Below are 14,514 nucleotides of genomic sequence, written 5' to 3'. Positions count from 1 at the left end.
GGAGTTCACATGCAGCCGACGCAGTTGCCGAATGACCTGGCGGCTCGCCGGATCGACCGGCCGGTCCCGCTCCGTGAGCGGGTTTACCAGTCGATGCAGGAACTGATCATCACCGGCCACCTCGCCCCCGGCCAGCACCTGGTCGAGAGCGAGCTCGCGGAGATGCTCGGCGTCTCCCGGCAGCCGGTACGTGAGGCCCTGCAGCTGCTGAACTCCGAGGGCTGGGTCGACCTGCGGCCGGGCTACGGGGCGTTCGTCCACGCTCCCACCCAGGCCGAGGCCGACGAGCTGCTGGCGGTACGCGCGCTGCTGGAGACCGAGTCGGCACGGCTGGCGGCACTCAACACCGACGCCGCCGGTGTCGCGCGGCTGCGCGAGCTCTGCCGCAAGGGCGAGGCGGCCCAGGAAGCCGGCGACGTCGAGGGAATGGTCGAGGCCAACGCGGCGTTGCACCGATGTGTGACCGAACTGTCCGGCAACCGCGTACTCCTCGACTTCGCGACGCAGGTCGACCGCCGGGTGCGCTGGTACTACACGCCGGTCGCACGGCAGCGGGGAAAGCACTCCTGGGAAGAACATTCCAGGATGGTCGACGCCATCGAGCGCAAGGACGCCGAGGCCGCCGCGACGATCATGCGGGAGCACACCGAGCGCACCCGCAGGTCCTACCTCGAACAGCACCAGGACAGCGTGGCCACCGAGCCGCCTGCCCAGGTGCGCACCCGCAGGCGGCCGGGCACGACCGCCAAGCGCTGAGCCGGGCAACCCCCGCTCCCCCACTCTCCCGGAAACCAACGGCGCGTTCCGGGACCAGGCGAGCACGCCTGGAATCCACCGCAGGGAAAGAAAGAAGGTGAATCTGTGATGCGTTCCTTCACGGACATGATCAGGGCGATCGCCCGTGCGCCGCGTGGTTTCAACGCCGACGGGCGCCCGCAGGGCCTCGGGATGGCCATGGCCATGGAGGCCGCCCGCCGCGACCCCAGCACGCAGGTCGAGGACTACCTGCGCCGAGAGGCTCGGACGGGCGACCGCCACGCATCCGTCTCCTCCTGACCGCTACTCAGGAGGAACCGGATCCAGGTTCCGCGGAAAGCCGCCACCGTCGGCGCGGCCAGTGAGCCGGCGGTGCAAGCACCACGATGGGGTCTGCGGGGGCCCACCAGGCCCCGTCGTGGTGCACGGCCCCGAGGGACCAGCTCCGAATACTTGCTGAATTCCTCAGCGAGGTCACTCTATCGCAACAGTTTCCAAACAGAAAGCCTCCCCCGGCCCCCGAAAACGAAGATCCACTCAACTGGGTCACCCAAGCTCGGGAAGGCCACCCTCACCACGTCGGACGTAATGAAGGTGGCCTTCCCGAGCGATCCGGAACTACCGGCGAGCGCGCGCCGCCCGCGCCTTACGGCGTTGTTCCCGCTGTTCGTAGAGCAACCGCGAATGCGCGACATAACGCTGGAACACCGCGCCCGCGTCGGGATTGCGGTCGGCGACCTTGCGCCACCACTGCGGTGCGATCCGCTCGTGCATCCACAGGAACCCGATCGCGAACCCGGCGCTGACGATGCCCTGGTAGGCGAAGAAACCGAGCAGGTCCGGCGGGAGCCCCGGCTCGCCGACCACCACGGCCCGGGTGAGGACCTCCTGCAGCAGCCGGGACAGCGGGAACCCGATCAGCCAGAACAACGCCGCGGGGGCGAACGTTCCGGGCCGGGCGATGCCCTTGACCACCAGCAGGCCGTAGCCCATCCCGAACAGGCCCAGCGGCAGGCCGAGCGTGACCATCGCGGTCAGCGCCCACGCCGGGGTCTGCCCGGCCACGGCCGTGAGCCCGCCCGCCACCACACCGCCGATCAGGCCGGCGAGGAACCCGGGGAACCCGAGTTCCGCGAGGCTGCGCATCCGTGCCATGTCCAGGCTCATGTCGACCTCAATCCAGTACGACGCCGTAGGCGAACAGACTGTAGAAGAGCATTCCGAGGTAGAACAACGCGCCGAAACCGATGATCGCGTTGCTCCACCACTTCGGGCGGATCGGCTTCGGCAGCAGCTTGTTGTTCACCAGCAGCAGTACGACGCAGTAGGCACCCATCGCGAACGCCGACAGGAACGACAGGATGTCCAGGATCTGGCTCGGTCCGTCCGGGTCGCCCAGCAGCAGCACGAGCACACCGAAGATGATCAGACCCCACAGGAACGCGAAGTACAGATGCGACATCTTCATCTTCTTCGCGCCGGGCACGAAGAAGAACGTCATGTCGGCCTGACCACGCGAGAACGAGTCGAACAACCCGAGTGTCGCGTTCATCCCGATCAGCGCGATGAACCCGAGGAACACCGTGCCCAGTGCCTGACCGCCCACCGAGGAGAACGTGGCCGCCATGGCGTTGAGCGCGGCCTCCCGGTCGCCACCCTCGATCAGTGCCTTGACGTCCGGGCTGTTGCGGTCCGCGGCCTTGGCCAGCACCGTGAACGAGATGGTCACCAGCATGGTGACACCCCAGAACAGCAGCAGCGCGTCGAACGTGACCCAGCGCCGCCAGCCCTTCCACTTGCGCATCTCGTCCGGGTCGGAGGTGTCGAACATGTACCCCCGGCTGGGCATCTCCTCCTGCTCACCGGCGTGCCGCAGGCCCCGGATCTTCGGGATGTGACTGCCCATGCCTGCGCCGCTGTCGCGCAGGTGCAGCGTGTACCACATCTGCTGCATGCCCGACGGCCCCGCGAACGCGATGGAGCCGACCACGATCGGGAACCACGTCGAGGAGAACATCTCCGTCGGGAAGTACCCGAACTGGAACATGCCGGACAGCGTGCTGGACAGGTCCTCCCACGTGCCGACCATCGAGGCGATGACCGCGGAGCCGAGCACCAGCGCTCCGATGAGGACGGACAGCACGTTCTCGAGCAGGTTGTAGACCACCTTGGCCAGGCTGAACACCACGCCGACCAGTACCAGCCCGACACACGCGGCGGTGATCCAGTTGATCCCGGTTATCTCCTGGAACGCCGCCGCGCCCGCGGAGATGTGCCCCGGCCAGATATAGACCAGGATCGCCACCGCGAAGAAGAACCACATGAGTGGTTTGAATATTCGTGCCGCACCGAAGAAGATGCTCTCCCCGGTGGCCATGGCGTAGCGTGCCATCTCGAGCATGACGACGGCCTGCAGCGTCACACCAATCAGGAACAGCCACCTGATGTCCGGCCCGAAGACCAGGACCAGCCTCGGCCACAGGTAGGACTCGCCCATACCGACGCCGAGTGCCACCAGGAACACCGTCGGTCCGAGGATGTGGATCGAAGGTGGTGCTTCGGGCAGGGGACGGATGGGCATGGGTTCGAGCTTGCCCGCCCGCCATACCCGTTCTGTTCCGCCCGTGGGTGAGGCCGTCACCTCACCACTGGACGACCCCGTCGCCGGGGCGTTCGACGCATCCACTGTTGCAACCTCCGTCTTCCACTGTCACTTCCGTCCTATGTGTTCCGACCCCCTTGTCCTCGTTCGTGGGTCAAACCTGGCCGAGCAGTCCCGCCGAGCGGGCCCAGCGGTACTTCGCACCGAGCACGGCGACCGGCTTCTCCGTGGTGTACGGGTAGGCCACGATGCCGTGTTCGAACAGGTAGTCGCAAGCCTGCTCGACCTCGGTGTCGCCGGCCAGCGACGCGACCACCGGCTTGTCGATGCCCTTCGCCCTGGCCTGTGCGACGACATCGGCGGTGAGCTTCGCGAACACCATCGGCGGTGTCACGATCGTGTGCCAGTAACCCAGGATCAGCGAGTGGATCCGGTCGTCCTCCAGGCCCAGCCTGATGGTGGCCTCGTAGGTCGACGGCGGCTCGCCACCGGTGATGTCGATCGGGTTACCCGCGGCGCCGAACGGCGGGATGAACTTGCGGAACGACTCGTCGAGGTCCGGCGGGATGTCCATCAGCGACAGTCCGGCCTCGACACACGCGTCGGACAGCAGCACGCCCGAACCACCGGCCCCGGTGATGATCACGACGTTCTCGCCCTTGGGCGTGGGCAGCAGCGGAAGGCCCCTGGCGTATTCGAGCATCTCGTTCAGGCCGGGGGCGCGGACCACGCCGGCCTGGCGGAGGATGTCGTCGTAGACCTTGTCGTCACCGGCCAGCGCGCCGGTATGCGAGCTGGCCGCCCGCGCCCCGAGGTCGGTCCGGCCCGCCTTGAGCACCACCACCGGCTTCTTCTTGGTGATGCGCTGGGCCGCGTCGACGAACGCCCTGCCGTCCTTGAGGTCCTCCAGGTGCATGGCGACACACGTGGTGTTGTCGTCCTGCTCGAAGAACGTCAGCAGGTCGTCCTCGTCCACATCGGACTTGTTGCCGAGCCCGACGATGGCCGATACGCCCATCTTCGTGGTGCGGCTGAAGCCGAGGATGGCCATGCCGATGCCGCCGCTTTGCGAGGTCAGCGCCACCCCGCCGCGCACGTCGTACGGGGTGCAGAACGTCGCGCACAGCTTGCTCGGCGTGTAGTAGTAGCCGTAGATGTTCGGCCCCAGCAGGCGGATGCCGTACTTGGTGGCCGTCGCCACGACCTCGTCCTGCAGCTCCTGGTTGCCGGTCTCGGCGAACCCGGACGGGATCAGCACCGCCGCGCCGACGCCCTTGCGGCCGCACTCGTCGACCGCGCCGGCCACGAACTTCGCCGGGATGGCGAACACGGCCACGTCGATGTCGCCCTCGACGTCGCTGATCGACTTGTAGGCCTTGATGCCCTCGACCTCGTCCGCTTTGGGGTTGATCGGGTAGATCGTCCCCTCGAAGCCGCCGCCGATGAGGTTGCGCATGACCGAATTGCCGATCTTGCCCACCTCGTTGGACGCGCCGATCACGGCCACGGCCGACGGGTTCATCAGCCGCCGCATCGAGGCGAGGATCTCCTCCGGCGAGCGCTCCACCCTGGGGGCGACCTCGCCGGTCTCCACCAGGATCCGCACGTCGGCGGCGGTGGCGCCGGACCCGGTGGCGAACACCGGGTTCAGGTCCACCTCGGAGATCTCCGGGAAGTCGGTGACCAGCGCGGACACCCGCTCGATCACCCCGGCCAGCGCGTCGGCGTCCACCGGCTCGGCGCCGCGGGCGCCCTTGAGCACGTCCGCGGCCTGGATGCCGTCCAGCATCGACCGCGCCTGGTCCCGGTCGACCGGCGCCAGCCGGAAGGTGATGTCCTTGAGCACCTCGACCAGCACGCCACCGAGACCGAACGCCACCACCTTGCCGAACGTGCCGTCGGTGGTGGCGCCGATGATGACCTCCTGGCCACCGCCGAGCATCTGCTGTACCTGGACGCCGACGATGGTCGCGCTCGCGTCGTAGGCCTTGGCGTTGGCGATGATCGACCGGTACGCCTGGCGTACCGCGTCGGCGTCGGCGACACCAATCTCGACGCCGCCGGCGTCGGTCTTGTGCAGGATCTCCGGCGAGACGATCTTCATCGCCACCGGGAAACCGAGGTCGGTGGCGATCGACACCGCCTCGTCCTCGGTGGTGGCCAGGCCCTCGCCCGGCGTGGGGATGCCGTAGGCCTCGCAGATCCGCCGCCCCTCGGGGGCGGTCAGCGCCGCGCGCCCCTCGGCGCGGACCTTGTCCAGTACTTCCTTGACCGCGGCGGTATCGAAAGCCACGTCAGATCACTCCGTTCGCCTGGAGTTCGGCGACCTCGGCGGCATCCACCCCGAGTTCGGCCAGGACTTCCACGTTGTGCTCGCCCAGCAGCGGCGAGCGTTCGATGTCGACAGGTGAGTCGGACAGCTTGATCGGCATGCCCACCGTGGTGAACTCGCCGCGCTCGGGGTGGTCGACCTTCACGACGATGTCGTTGTCGGCCAGCGAGCTGTCCTCGATCAGTTCCTTTGTGGACATGATCGGTCCACACGGGACGTTGTGCGCGTTGAGCTTGGCCAGCACGTCCCACTTGTTGTGGTTGACCGTCCACTCCTCGATCAGCTGGAACATCTTGTCCAGCTTGTTCAGCCGTGCCTCCGGCGTGGCCCACTCGGGGTCGTCGACCAGCTCGGGCCTGCCGATCAGCCGGGCGATGGGCTCCCAGCCGACCGGCTGCACGATCACGTAGACGTAGTCGTTGGGACCGCCGGGAGCACACTTGACCGCCCAGCCCGGCTGCCCGCCGCCGGAGGCGTTGCCCGAGCGCGGGACCTCGTCGCCAAACTGCTTGTTCGGGTACTCGGCCAGCGGCCCGTGCGTCAGCCGCTGCTGGTCGCGCAGCTTGACCCGGCACAGGTTGAGCACGGCGTGCTGCATGGCCACGGTGACCCGCTGGCCGGTGCCCGAGTGCTCACGCTGGTAGAGCGCGGCCAGGATGCCGGCCACCGTGTGGATACCCGTACCGGAGTCACCGATCTGGGCACCGGTGGCCAGCGGCACCCCGTCCTCGAAGCCCGTGGTGCTCATCGAGCCGCCCATCGCCTGGGCGACCACCTCGTAGGCCTTGAAGTGCTTGTACGGCCCTTCGCCGAAGCCCTTGATCGAGGCGTAGATCAGCCGGGGGTTGAGCTCGCGCAGGGTGTCCCAGTCGAAGCCCATCCGCTCCAGCGTGCCCGGGCCGAAGTTCTCCACCAGGATGTCGAACTTCGGCACCATCTTGGTGAACAGTTCCTTGCCCCGCTCGCTTTTCATGTTGAGCGTGATGCTGCGCTTGTTGGCGTTGAGCATCGTGAAGTACAGACTGTCCACATCGGGCACGTCGCGCAGCTGCTTGCGGGTGATGTCGCCGGAGGGAGCCTCCAGCTTCACCACGTCCGCACCCAGCCAGGCCAGGATCTGCGTGCACGAGGGCCCGGACTGGACGTGGGTCATGTCGAGGACCCGGATGCCCTCTAGCGCTTTTGCCATGACGGTGTCCCTTTCGGTGTGCGAACGGGCCGGTTACTTGTACATGGTCTGGTTCATCGTTCCCGGGGCGTAGACCTCCGGGTCGACCCAGACGTTGATCAGCGACGGCTTGCCGGACTCCCTGGCGCGCTCCAGCGCGGGCCGGATGTCGGCCGGGTCGCGGACCTCCTCGCCGTAGCCGCCGAGCATCCGCGCGAACTCGTCGTAGCGGACGTCGCCGAGCGTGTTGCCGATCCGGCCGCGGGCCTCGCCGTACTTGGCGATCTGGCCGTAGCGAATCTGGTTCATCGACGAGTTGTTGCCGACGATGCCGACGAACGGCAGTCCGAACCGGACCATCGTCTCGAAGTCCCAGCCGGTGAGGCTGAACGCGCCGTCACCGAACAGGCAGACGACCTCCGAGGCCGGCCGGGCGTACTTGGCCGCCATGGCGAACGGGACGCCGACCCCGAGTGTCCCGAGTGGACCCGGGTCCATCCAGTTGCCGGGCGCCTTGGGCTGCACGACCTGACCGGAGAAGGTCACGATGTCGCCGCCGTCGCCGATGTAGATCGAGTCCTCGGTGAGGAACTCGTTGATCTCGTGCACCAGGCGGTACGGGTCGATCGGGTTCTTGTCCGACAGCTGGCGGGGCAGCCGCTTCTGGTAGGCCTCGTTCTCCACCGCGCGCAGCTCCTCCAGCCACGCCTTGCGGCCGGCGACGCCGTTGCTGATCCGGCCGGACGCCGCGGCGGTCACCGCGGACAGCACCAGGCCGGCGTCACCGACGATGCCGAGGTCGATGTCGCGGTTCTTGCCGACGGTGCGGTAGTCCAGGTCGATCTGCACCACGGTGGCGTCCGGTGAGAGCCTGCGCCCGTAACCCATCCGGAAGTCGAACGGGGTGCCGACGATGATGATCAGGTCGGCGTTGTTGAACGCGTAGCGGCGCGAGAGCTGCAGGTGGTGCGGGTCGCCGGGCGGCAGGGTGCCGCGGCCGGAGCCGTTCATGTACGCGGGCACGTTGAGCGTGCGGACGAACGTGGTGGCCGCGTCGGTGGCCCGGCAGGTCCACACCTGGCTGCCGAGCAGGATGCACGGCTTCTCCGCCCTGGTCAGCAGGTCGGCCAGCCGCTCGATGGCGGCCGGGTCACCGGCCGACTTGGTGGAGGCCCGGTAGTGACCGGCCTCGGGGATGCGGGCCTTCTCCAGCGGCACCTTGGCGTCCAGGATGTCGCGCGGGATCTCCAGGAACGACGGGCCGGGCGCGCCGTGGAAGCACTCGCGGAACGCCATCGACACGATGTCGGCCGCCCGCTCGGTCGCCGGCACGGTGGCCGAGAACTTGGTGATCGGCGCCATCATGTCGACGTGCGGCAGGTCCTGCAGGGACCCCATCTTGTGCTGCGACAACGAACCCTGGCCGCCGATCAGCAGCATCGGGCTCTCCGCGCGCAGCGCGTTGGCGACACCGGTGACGGCGTCGGTGGTACCGGGACCGGCGGTGACCACCGCGCAGCCAGGGCGGCCGGTGATCCGCGCGTAGCCGTCGGCGGCGTGGGCGGCGACCTGCTCGTGACGTACGTCGATGACCGAGATGCCCTCGTCGACGCAGCCGTCGTAGATGTCGATGATGTGCCCGCCGCACAGCGTGAAGATCACGTCCACGCCCTCGGCCTTGAGCGCCTTGGCCACCAGATGACCGCCGGAGATCATCTCGGGTTCGGCCTTGTCCCCTTCGCCGACCCGGCCGGCGCTCTCAGGCACTGTCTGGACCGTTTGCGCCATCTGCCTGTCAACTCCCTCACTCGAAACTGTCTCCGGCATACTGCATACCGTATGGGTGTCATAGTGGACCTGTGATCGTCCGCTTGTCCAGCCCCAATCCGCGGTTTTCCGGCGGACAGTGATTTGTCTTGCACTGCACGTGAAAAGGCGCGCTAGTCACGCCAGTCGATACGCGGCCAGGAGGCCATGAGCTTCGCCAGGCGGTCGGCCGCCTCCTTCACCGGCACACCCCTGCCGACGGCCACGCCGAGCAGATAGGCCGTCAGCGGTGCGGCCGGGCGCGCCACCGAGCGGGCGGAGTCCCGCGCGATCGCCAGCACCGTCGCCCGGTCCACGTCCTCGGCGTCCACACCCAGTTCGGCGCAGGCCGCCGCGGTCCATTCCCCGAGCAGGTTCACCCGTAACCTCCCGCCGTTGACGAAAGCCTTACATACCGTATACTGCATACAGTTCTGAGACAAGAACGGAGCCGCCGTGAAAGTCGCAGTTGTCGGCGCCGGCGCTATCGGCGCATATGTCGGTGCCCACCTCCACCGGGCGGGGGTCGAGGTCCATCTGATCGCCCGGAACGCCCATCTCCACGCGATGCGAAGCAACGGAATCCGCGTACTGTCCGCGCGCGGAGACTTCGAAGCCCGTCCCCACGCAACCGACGACCCGTCCAGCATCGGCCCGGTCGACCATGTCTTCCTGGGCCTGAAGGCCAACTCCTACGCCGCCGCGGGACCGATGATCCAGGGCCTGCTGCACGACAAGACGACGATCATCGCCGCGCAGAACGGCATTCCGTGGTGGTACTTCCACCGCCTGCCCGGCCCGTACGAGAACCAGCGGATCAACAGCGTCGACCCGGACGGTGCGGTGAGCGCCGTGCTGCCGGTCGAGCGCGCCATCGGCTGCGTCGTGTACGCGGCCACCGAGATCACCGAACCCGGTGTCGTCACGCACCTGGAGGGCACCCGGTTCACCATCGGCGAGCCGGACGGCTCGATCTCCTCGCGGTGCACCGAGTTCGCCGACGCCATGATCGCCGGCGGGCTGAAGTGCCCGGTGGAGCCCGACGTCCGCCGCGACATCTGGCTCAAGCTGATGGGCAACATCGCGTTCAACCCGATCAGCGCGCTGGCCAGGGCGACCATGGCCGGCATCTGCCGGCACGGCGGGACCAGGGAGCTCGTCGTACGGATGATGCAGGAGACGCTGGACGTGGCCACCAAGCTGGGGGCCCGGCCGGAGATCTCCATCGAACGCAGGCTGGCCGGGGCCGAACGGGCGGGCGAGCACAAGACGTCCACCCTGCAGGACCTGGAGAAGGGCAGGCCGATGGAGCTCGACGTGCTGCTGCAGGCGGTGGTCGAGCTGGCCGACCTGACCGGCACCGAGGTGCCCACGGTGCGCGCGGTGTGCGCACTGGCCGATCTGCTCAACGCCCAGCTGGCGAAGACGGCCTGACCGTGGGAAGAGTGACCACACGCCGGCCGGTGCTGCGCATAGCCGCCGGCCGGCGTGGACAGCGCCCCGACACGCTGACCGTCGAGGAGCCGCTGGAGATCCGCGCAGGCGGGCGGCCGCTGTCGGTCACCATGCGCACGCCCGGCCACGACTTCGACCTGGCCGCGGGTTTCCTGGTCAGCGAGGGAGTGGTGGCCAAGCCGGGCGACGTCGCGGCCATCGCCTACTGCGCGGGGGCCACCGTGGAGGGGTCCAACACCTACAACGTCCTCGACGTACGGCTGGGCGAGGGCGTCGAGCTGCCCGAGTTCTCACTGGACCGCAACGTGTACACGACCTCGTCGTGCGGCGTGTGCGGCAAGGCGAGCCTGGAGGCCGTGCGCACGGTCGCCCGCTGGTCGGTGCGCGAGGACGACGCGCGGCTGGACGTCGGCGTGCTGACCGCGCTGCCGGACCGGCTGCGTGCCGCCCAGCGCGTGTTCGACCGCACCGGCGGGCTGCACGCCGCCGGACTGTTCACTGTGGACGGTGAGCTGCTCTGCCTGCGGGAGGACGTCGGGCGGCACAACGCCGTGGACAAGGTCGTCGGCTGGGCGCTGCGGGAGGGCATGCTGCCGTTGCGGTCCACCGTGCTGCTGGTGTCCGGGCGGGCCTCGTTCGAGCTGGCGCAGAAGGCCGTCATGGCCGGGGTGCCGATCCTGGCCGCCGTGTCGGCGCCGTCGTCGCTGGCCGTCGACCTGGCCGACGAGGAGGGCCTGACCGTCGTCGGCTTCCTGCGCGGCACCTCGATGAACGTCTACTCGCGTGCCGACCGGCTGGTCCTGCCGGTGCCGTGAAGGGGGCCCTCACGGCGTCTGATGCCGTGAGGGCCCCCTTCACGGCAGTCAGTCCGCGGCCGCGACCACCTCGGGCACCGGCTCGAACTCCTTCACCGCGTCCAGGGCCGGGCCCATGGCGGCGTTGGCCTCGCGCTCGACCATGATCTCCACCAGCACCGGCAGCTGCTGGGCCTCCGATTCCTTGGCCGCCCACTCCAGTGCCCCGGCGATGTCGCCGGGCCGCTCCACCCGCCGCGCCGGACAGCCCATCGCGTCCATCACCTTCACGTGGTCGATCCCGCCCTCGCCGTAGTGCAGGTCGACCGCGTAGTTCATGTCGTAGGCCAGCTCGGCCTGCCGGATCAGGCCGAGGTACTCGTTGTTCACCATCACGATCACGAACGGGATCCGGTACTGCGCCGCGACGGCCACCTCCTCCATGAGGAACTGGAACGAGTAGTCGCCTGCCACCGCCACGACCGTGCGCTCCGGGTGGGCGCACTTGACGCCCATCGCCGCGGGCACCTCCCAGCCCAGCGGGCCGGCCTGCCCGCAGACCAGGTACCGCCGGGGCAGTTGCGTGTGCTGGAACTGGCCGGACCAGATCTGGTACAGCCCGATGGCGGTGACGAACGTGGTGTCGGCCGGGAAGTACTCGTTGAGTTCCCGGTAGACCCTCGGCGGTTTGATCGGCACGTCGTCGAAGTCGTCGCGGCGCACCAGCGTCCGCCGCAGCTGCCCGACCCGGGCGGCCCACTCCCCCGCCTGCCGCGCAGGCGCGGCGGCCCGCAGTGCGGCCAGCGCCGTGCGGGCGTGTGACACGATGCCGAGGTCGGGTTCGAACACCTTGCCCAGCTGGGTGGGCTCGATGTCGACGTGGATGAACTTCCGGCCCTGCCGGTAGGTGTCCAGGTTGCCGGTGTGCCGGTCGCCGAACCGCGCGCCGACCGCCAGCACCAGGTCGCTCTCCAGGAACGCCTGGTTGCCCCACCGGGTCTGCGTCTGGATGCCGGCCATGCCGGCGAACAGCTCGTGGTCCTCCGGGAACGATCCCTTGCCCATCAGCGTGACCTGCACCGGCACGCCGGTGTGCTCGGCCAGCGCGCGCAGCTCGTCGGCGGCGTCGGCGATCACCACGCCGCCACCGGCCAGGATCAGCGGCCGCCGCGCGGACATCAGCATGTCCACGGCGGCCCGGATCCGTTCCGGTGCCGGTTCGGGGACGTCCACCGGCAGCGGGCCGTCCAGCTCCGGGTCGTAGCGGCACAGGCCGCGCTGGACGTCGATCGGCAGGTCGATCAGCACCGGGCCGGGCCGCCCGGAGCGGGCGACGCGGAACGCCTCGCGGAACACCCACGGTGCCTGCGCGGCCTCCTTGAGCTGCACCGCCCACTTGGTGACCGGCTTGGCGATCTCCACGATGTCGACCGCCTGGAACGCCTCCTGGTGCAGCTTGGCGCGTTCGGCCTGGCCGGTGATGCAGATGATCGGGATCGAGTCGGCCAGCGCGGTGTACAGGCCGGTGATCATGTTCGTGCCCGCCGGGCCGGACGTGCCGATGCACACGCCGACGTTGCCGGTGACCCGGGCCCACCCGTCGGCGGCGTGCGTGCCGCCCTCCTCGTGGCGGACGGTGATGTGCCGGATCCCGCTGGTCCGCAGCGCGGAGTAGAGCGGCAGGATCGCGGCGCCGGGAATGCCGAACACGGTGTCGACACCCTCGGACTCCATCACGGAGACGACCGCCTCCATACAGGGAATGCTGCGCACGTTTCAGTCCTTTCCGGACAGTGACTCGGCGACCTTCAGCAGCGCCGAGTGGTCCAGGCCGCCATGGCCCTGTGCCCGCGCGGCGGCGATCAGCTGGGCGACCAGCGCGCCCATCGGCAGGCTGACCTCGGCCTCCCTGGCGGCGGCCAGGACGATGCCCATGTCCTTGTGGTGCAGGTCGATCCGGAAACCGGGGGCGAACTCGCGCGCCACCATGGACCGGCGTTTGAGCTCCAGGATGCGGCTGCCGGCCAGTCCGCCGGCCAGCACGTCCAGGCCGCCGGCGGCGTCGACGCCCGCGGCCTCCAGCAGCACGATGGCCTCGGCCACCAGCGCGTAGGTCCCGCCCACCACGAGCTGGTTGGCGGCCTTGACCGTCTGGCCGGCACCGTGCGGCCCGACGTGGACGATCGTCTTGCCCAGCGGCTCGAACACCGGCCGCGCGGCTTCGAAGTCGGCCGCGTCGCCACCGACCATGATCGACAGCACGCCGTCGATCGCACCCTGCTGGCCACCGCTGACCGGGGCGTCCAGTACCCGCAGGTTGCGGCATCTGCCGACCTCGGCGACACGCTTGGACGTCTCCGGCCGGATGGTGCTCATGTCGATGACCAGCACGCCGGGCTTGGCGTTGTCCAGCACGCCGTTCTCGCCGAGGACGACCTCCTCGACCTGCGGCGAGTCGGGCAGCATGGTGATCACCACGTCGGCGCCGGACACCGCGTCGGCGATGCTGTCCGCCACGCGGCCGCCCGCGGCACGCAGCGGCTCGGCGGCGGCGGTGTGGACGTCGTAGCCGACCACGGTGTGCCCGGCGGCGGTCAGGTTCACCGACATCGGGCTGCCCATGATGCCCAGCCCGAGGAACGCGATCGTCGAGGTCATGCCAGCTCCTTGATCCACTCGAAGCTCTGCGCGCTCGGTCCGGACGGCTTGTACTCCAGCCCGACCGGGCCGTCGTAGGGGCTGTCGGCGAGGCGCTTGAGGATGTCGCCGTAGGGCATGTCCCCGGTGCCGGGTTGGCCGCGCCCGGGTACGTCGGCGATCTGCACGTGGCCGAAGCGGTGCGCGCTGCGGTCGATCAGCGCGAGCACGTCCTCGCCCATCATCGTCAGGTGGTAGAAGTCGGCGAGGAACTTCACGTTGGGCCGCTTCAACCGGTCGATCACGGTGAACGCCTGGTTCGACGTGGTGATCGGGTAGTGCGGGTTCTGCTCGGCGTTGAGCGCCTCCAGCACCACGGTCGCGCCCGCCGCGTCGGCGGCCCGGGCGGCCAGCGTGAGGTTCTCCTCGGCGAGTTCGTCCTGCTGCTCGGGGAACACGTCGGGTTCCCGGTTGCCGTAGAGGGCGTTCAGTGTCGTGCAGCCGAGTCCGGTGGCGAAGGCCACCGCGACCGGGATGTTGGCCCGGAAGCGGGAGCTCTGCGCCGGCCGGGACAGCAGGCCGCGGTCGCCCTCGGCCATGTCGCCCGCGTCGAAGTTCAGCCCGACCAGCGAGACCCCGGCGTCGCGGATGGCGTCGGCGAGCCGGTCCAGTTCGCGGTTGGCCGGTTCGGCGTCGGGGAACGGCCACCACAGCTCGACCGCGTCGAACCCGGCTGCCTTGGCGGCCGCGGGCCGTTCGAGCAGCGGCAGCTCGGTGAAGACCAGGGACAGGTTGACGTCGAACCGCATCAGGTGTCCTCCAGGATCCGCCGGACGTGCGCGGCGGCTTCGGTGGGGGTCTTGCCGACCTTCACCCCGGCCGCCTCCAGGGCTTCCTTCTTCGCGGCCGCGGTGCCCGAGGAACCGGACACGATCGCACCCGCGTGACCCATCGTCTTGCCCTC

Annotated in this window: 13 protein-coding genes and 1 pseudogene; 4 read left to right on the top strand and 10 right to left on the bottom strand. The window is 69.1% G+C overall.

Translation table 11 applies throughout. The features are described 5' to 3' along the window. The first annotated feature begins 9 nt into the window (after nucleotides 1-9). Together EWH70_RS31980 and EWH70_RS31975 are read left to right on the top strand one after the other, a co-directional pair. Complete coding sequence (locus tag EWH70_RS31980) at nucleotides 10-756, top strand: GntR family transcriptional regulator (protein WP_130479315.1); 747 nt, start codon at nucleotides 10-12, stop codon at nucleotides 754-756. Nucleotides 757-864: 108 nt separating this feature from the next. Next, nucleotides 865-1,056 (top strand): hypothetical protein, encoded by a 192-nt coding sequence (locus EWH70_RS31975; RefSeq protein WP_130479314.1) that lies wholly within the window; start codon nucleotides 865-867, stop codon nucleotides 1,054-1,056. Between the two features lie 318 nt (nucleotides 1,057-1,374). Here EWH70_RS31975 and EWH70_RS31970 read toward each other — a convergent pair whose 3' ends face one another. The 6 genes from EWH70_RS31970 to EWH70_RS31945 all read right to left on the bottom strand — a co-directional run bounded on the left by EWH70_RS31970 (nucleotide 1,375) and on the right by EWH70_RS31945 (nucleotide 9,044). Continuing rightward, the gene (locus EWH70_RS31970; protein ID WP_240687336.1) at nucleotides 1,375-1,923 is read right to left on the bottom strand and encodes a hypothetical protein; all 549 of its coding nucleotides are present in this window, start codon (nucleotides 1,921-1,923) and stop codon (nucleotides 1,375-1,377) included. A gap of 7 nt (nucleotides 1,924-1,930) precedes the next feature. Next, on the bottom strand, nucleotides 1,931-3,337 hold the full coding sequence (locus tag EWH70_RS31965; RefSeq protein ID WP_240687335.1) for an Nramp family divalent metal transporter: 1,407 nt from the start codon (nucleotides 3,335-3,337) through the stop codon (nucleotides 1,931-1,933). 175 nt (nucleotides 3,338-3,512) lie between these two features. Continuing rightward, complete coding sequence (locus EWH70_RS31960) at nucleotides 3,513-5,651, bottom strand: acetate--CoA ligase family protein (protein WP_130479312.1); 2,139 nt, start codon at nucleotides 5,649-5,651, stop codon at nucleotides 3,513-3,515. A 1-nt stretch (nucleotide 5,652) separates the two neighbouring features. Continuing rightward, nucleotides 5,653-6,879: a formyl-CoA transferase gene (gene frc, locus EWH70_RS31955; protein ID WP_130479311.1), complete on the bottom strand. Its 1,227-nt coding sequence runs from the start codon at nucleotides 6,877-6,879 to the stop codon at nucleotides 5,653-5,655. A 33-nt stretch (nucleotides 6,880-6,912) separates the two neighbouring features. Continuing rightward, nucleotides 6,913-8,574 carry a thiamine pyrophosphate-binding protein gene (locus EWH70_RS31950; protein WP_240687347.1) on the bottom strand — a complete coding sequence of 554 codons (1,662 nt, stop codon included), beginning with the start codon at nucleotides 8,572-8,574 and terminating at the stop codon, nucleotides 6,913-6,915. 224 nt (nucleotides 8,575-8,798) lie between these two features. Further along, on the bottom strand, nucleotides 8,799-9,044 hold the full coding sequence (locus EWH70_RS31945) for a DUF6457 domain-containing protein (protein ID WP_165436502.1): 246 nt from the start codon (nucleotides 9,042-9,044) through the stop codon (nucleotides 8,799-8,801). Between the two features lie 76 nt (nucleotides 9,045-9,120). On the opposite strand from EWH70_RS31945, the gene EWH70_RS31940 reads away from it, so the two are divergent. Next, the gene (locus EWH70_RS31940) at nucleotides 9,121-10,098 is read left to right on the top strand and encodes a ketopantoate reductase family protein (RefSeq protein ID WP_130479308.1); all 978 of its coding nucleotides are present in this window, start codon (nucleotides 9,121-9,123) and stop codon (nucleotides 10,096-10,098) included. Between the two features lie 2 nt (nucleotides 10,099-10,100). Continuing rightward, nucleotides 10,101-10,934 carry a formate dehydrogenase accessory sulfurtransferase FdhD gene (fdhD, locus tag EWH70_RS31935; RefSeq protein ID WP_130479307.1) on the top strand — a complete coding sequence of 278 codons (834 nt, stop codon included), beginning with the start codon at nucleotides 10,101-10,103 and terminating at the stop codon, nucleotides 10,932-10,934. 48 nt (nucleotides 10,935-10,982) lie between these two features. Here fdhD and gcl read toward each other — a convergent pair whose 3' ends face one another. The 4 genes and pseudogenes from gcl to EWH70_RS31915 form a co-directional block, all read right to left on the bottom strand. Further along, a complete protein-coding gene (gene gcl, locus EWH70_RS31930) occupies nucleotides 10,983-12,668 on the bottom strand; it encodes a glyoxylate carboligase (RefSeq protein WP_130479306.1) in 1,686 nt (561 codons plus the stop codon). 21 nt (nucleotides 12,669-12,689) lie between these two features. Beyond that, nucleotides 12,690-13,571, bottom strand: a complete 882-nt coding sequence (locus tag EWH70_RS31925) for a 2-hydroxy-3-oxopropionate reductase (protein WP_130479305.1) — start codon at nucleotides 13,569-13,571, stop codon at nucleotides 12,690-12,692. Continuing rightward, nucleotides 13,568-14,359, bottom strand: coding sequence for a hydroxypyruvate isomerase family protein (locus EWH70_RS31920; protein WP_130479304.1), 792 nt, complete (start codon nucleotides 14,357-14,359; stop codon nucleotides 13,568-13,570). Before EWH70_RS31920 ends, EWH70_RS31925 begins: the two co-directional genes overlap by 4 nt. Next, a pseudogene (locus EWH70_RS31915) lies at nucleotides 14,359-14,514 on the bottom strand (succinate--CoA ligase subunit alpha); the annotation flags it as partial. The gene EWH70_RS31920 and the pseudogene EWH70_RS31915, both read right to left, overlap by 1 nt.

Origin of the sequence: Amycolatopsis suaedae (genome assembly GCF_004214935.1) — a bacterium.
Lineage (GTDB): Bacteria > Actinomycetota > Actinomycetes > Mycobacteriales > Pseudonocardiaceae > Amycolatopsis > Amycolatopsis suaedae.
The sequence above is the reverse complement of the archived record's forward strand: the minus strand, read 5'-3'. Positions and strand labels throughout refer to the sequence as shown.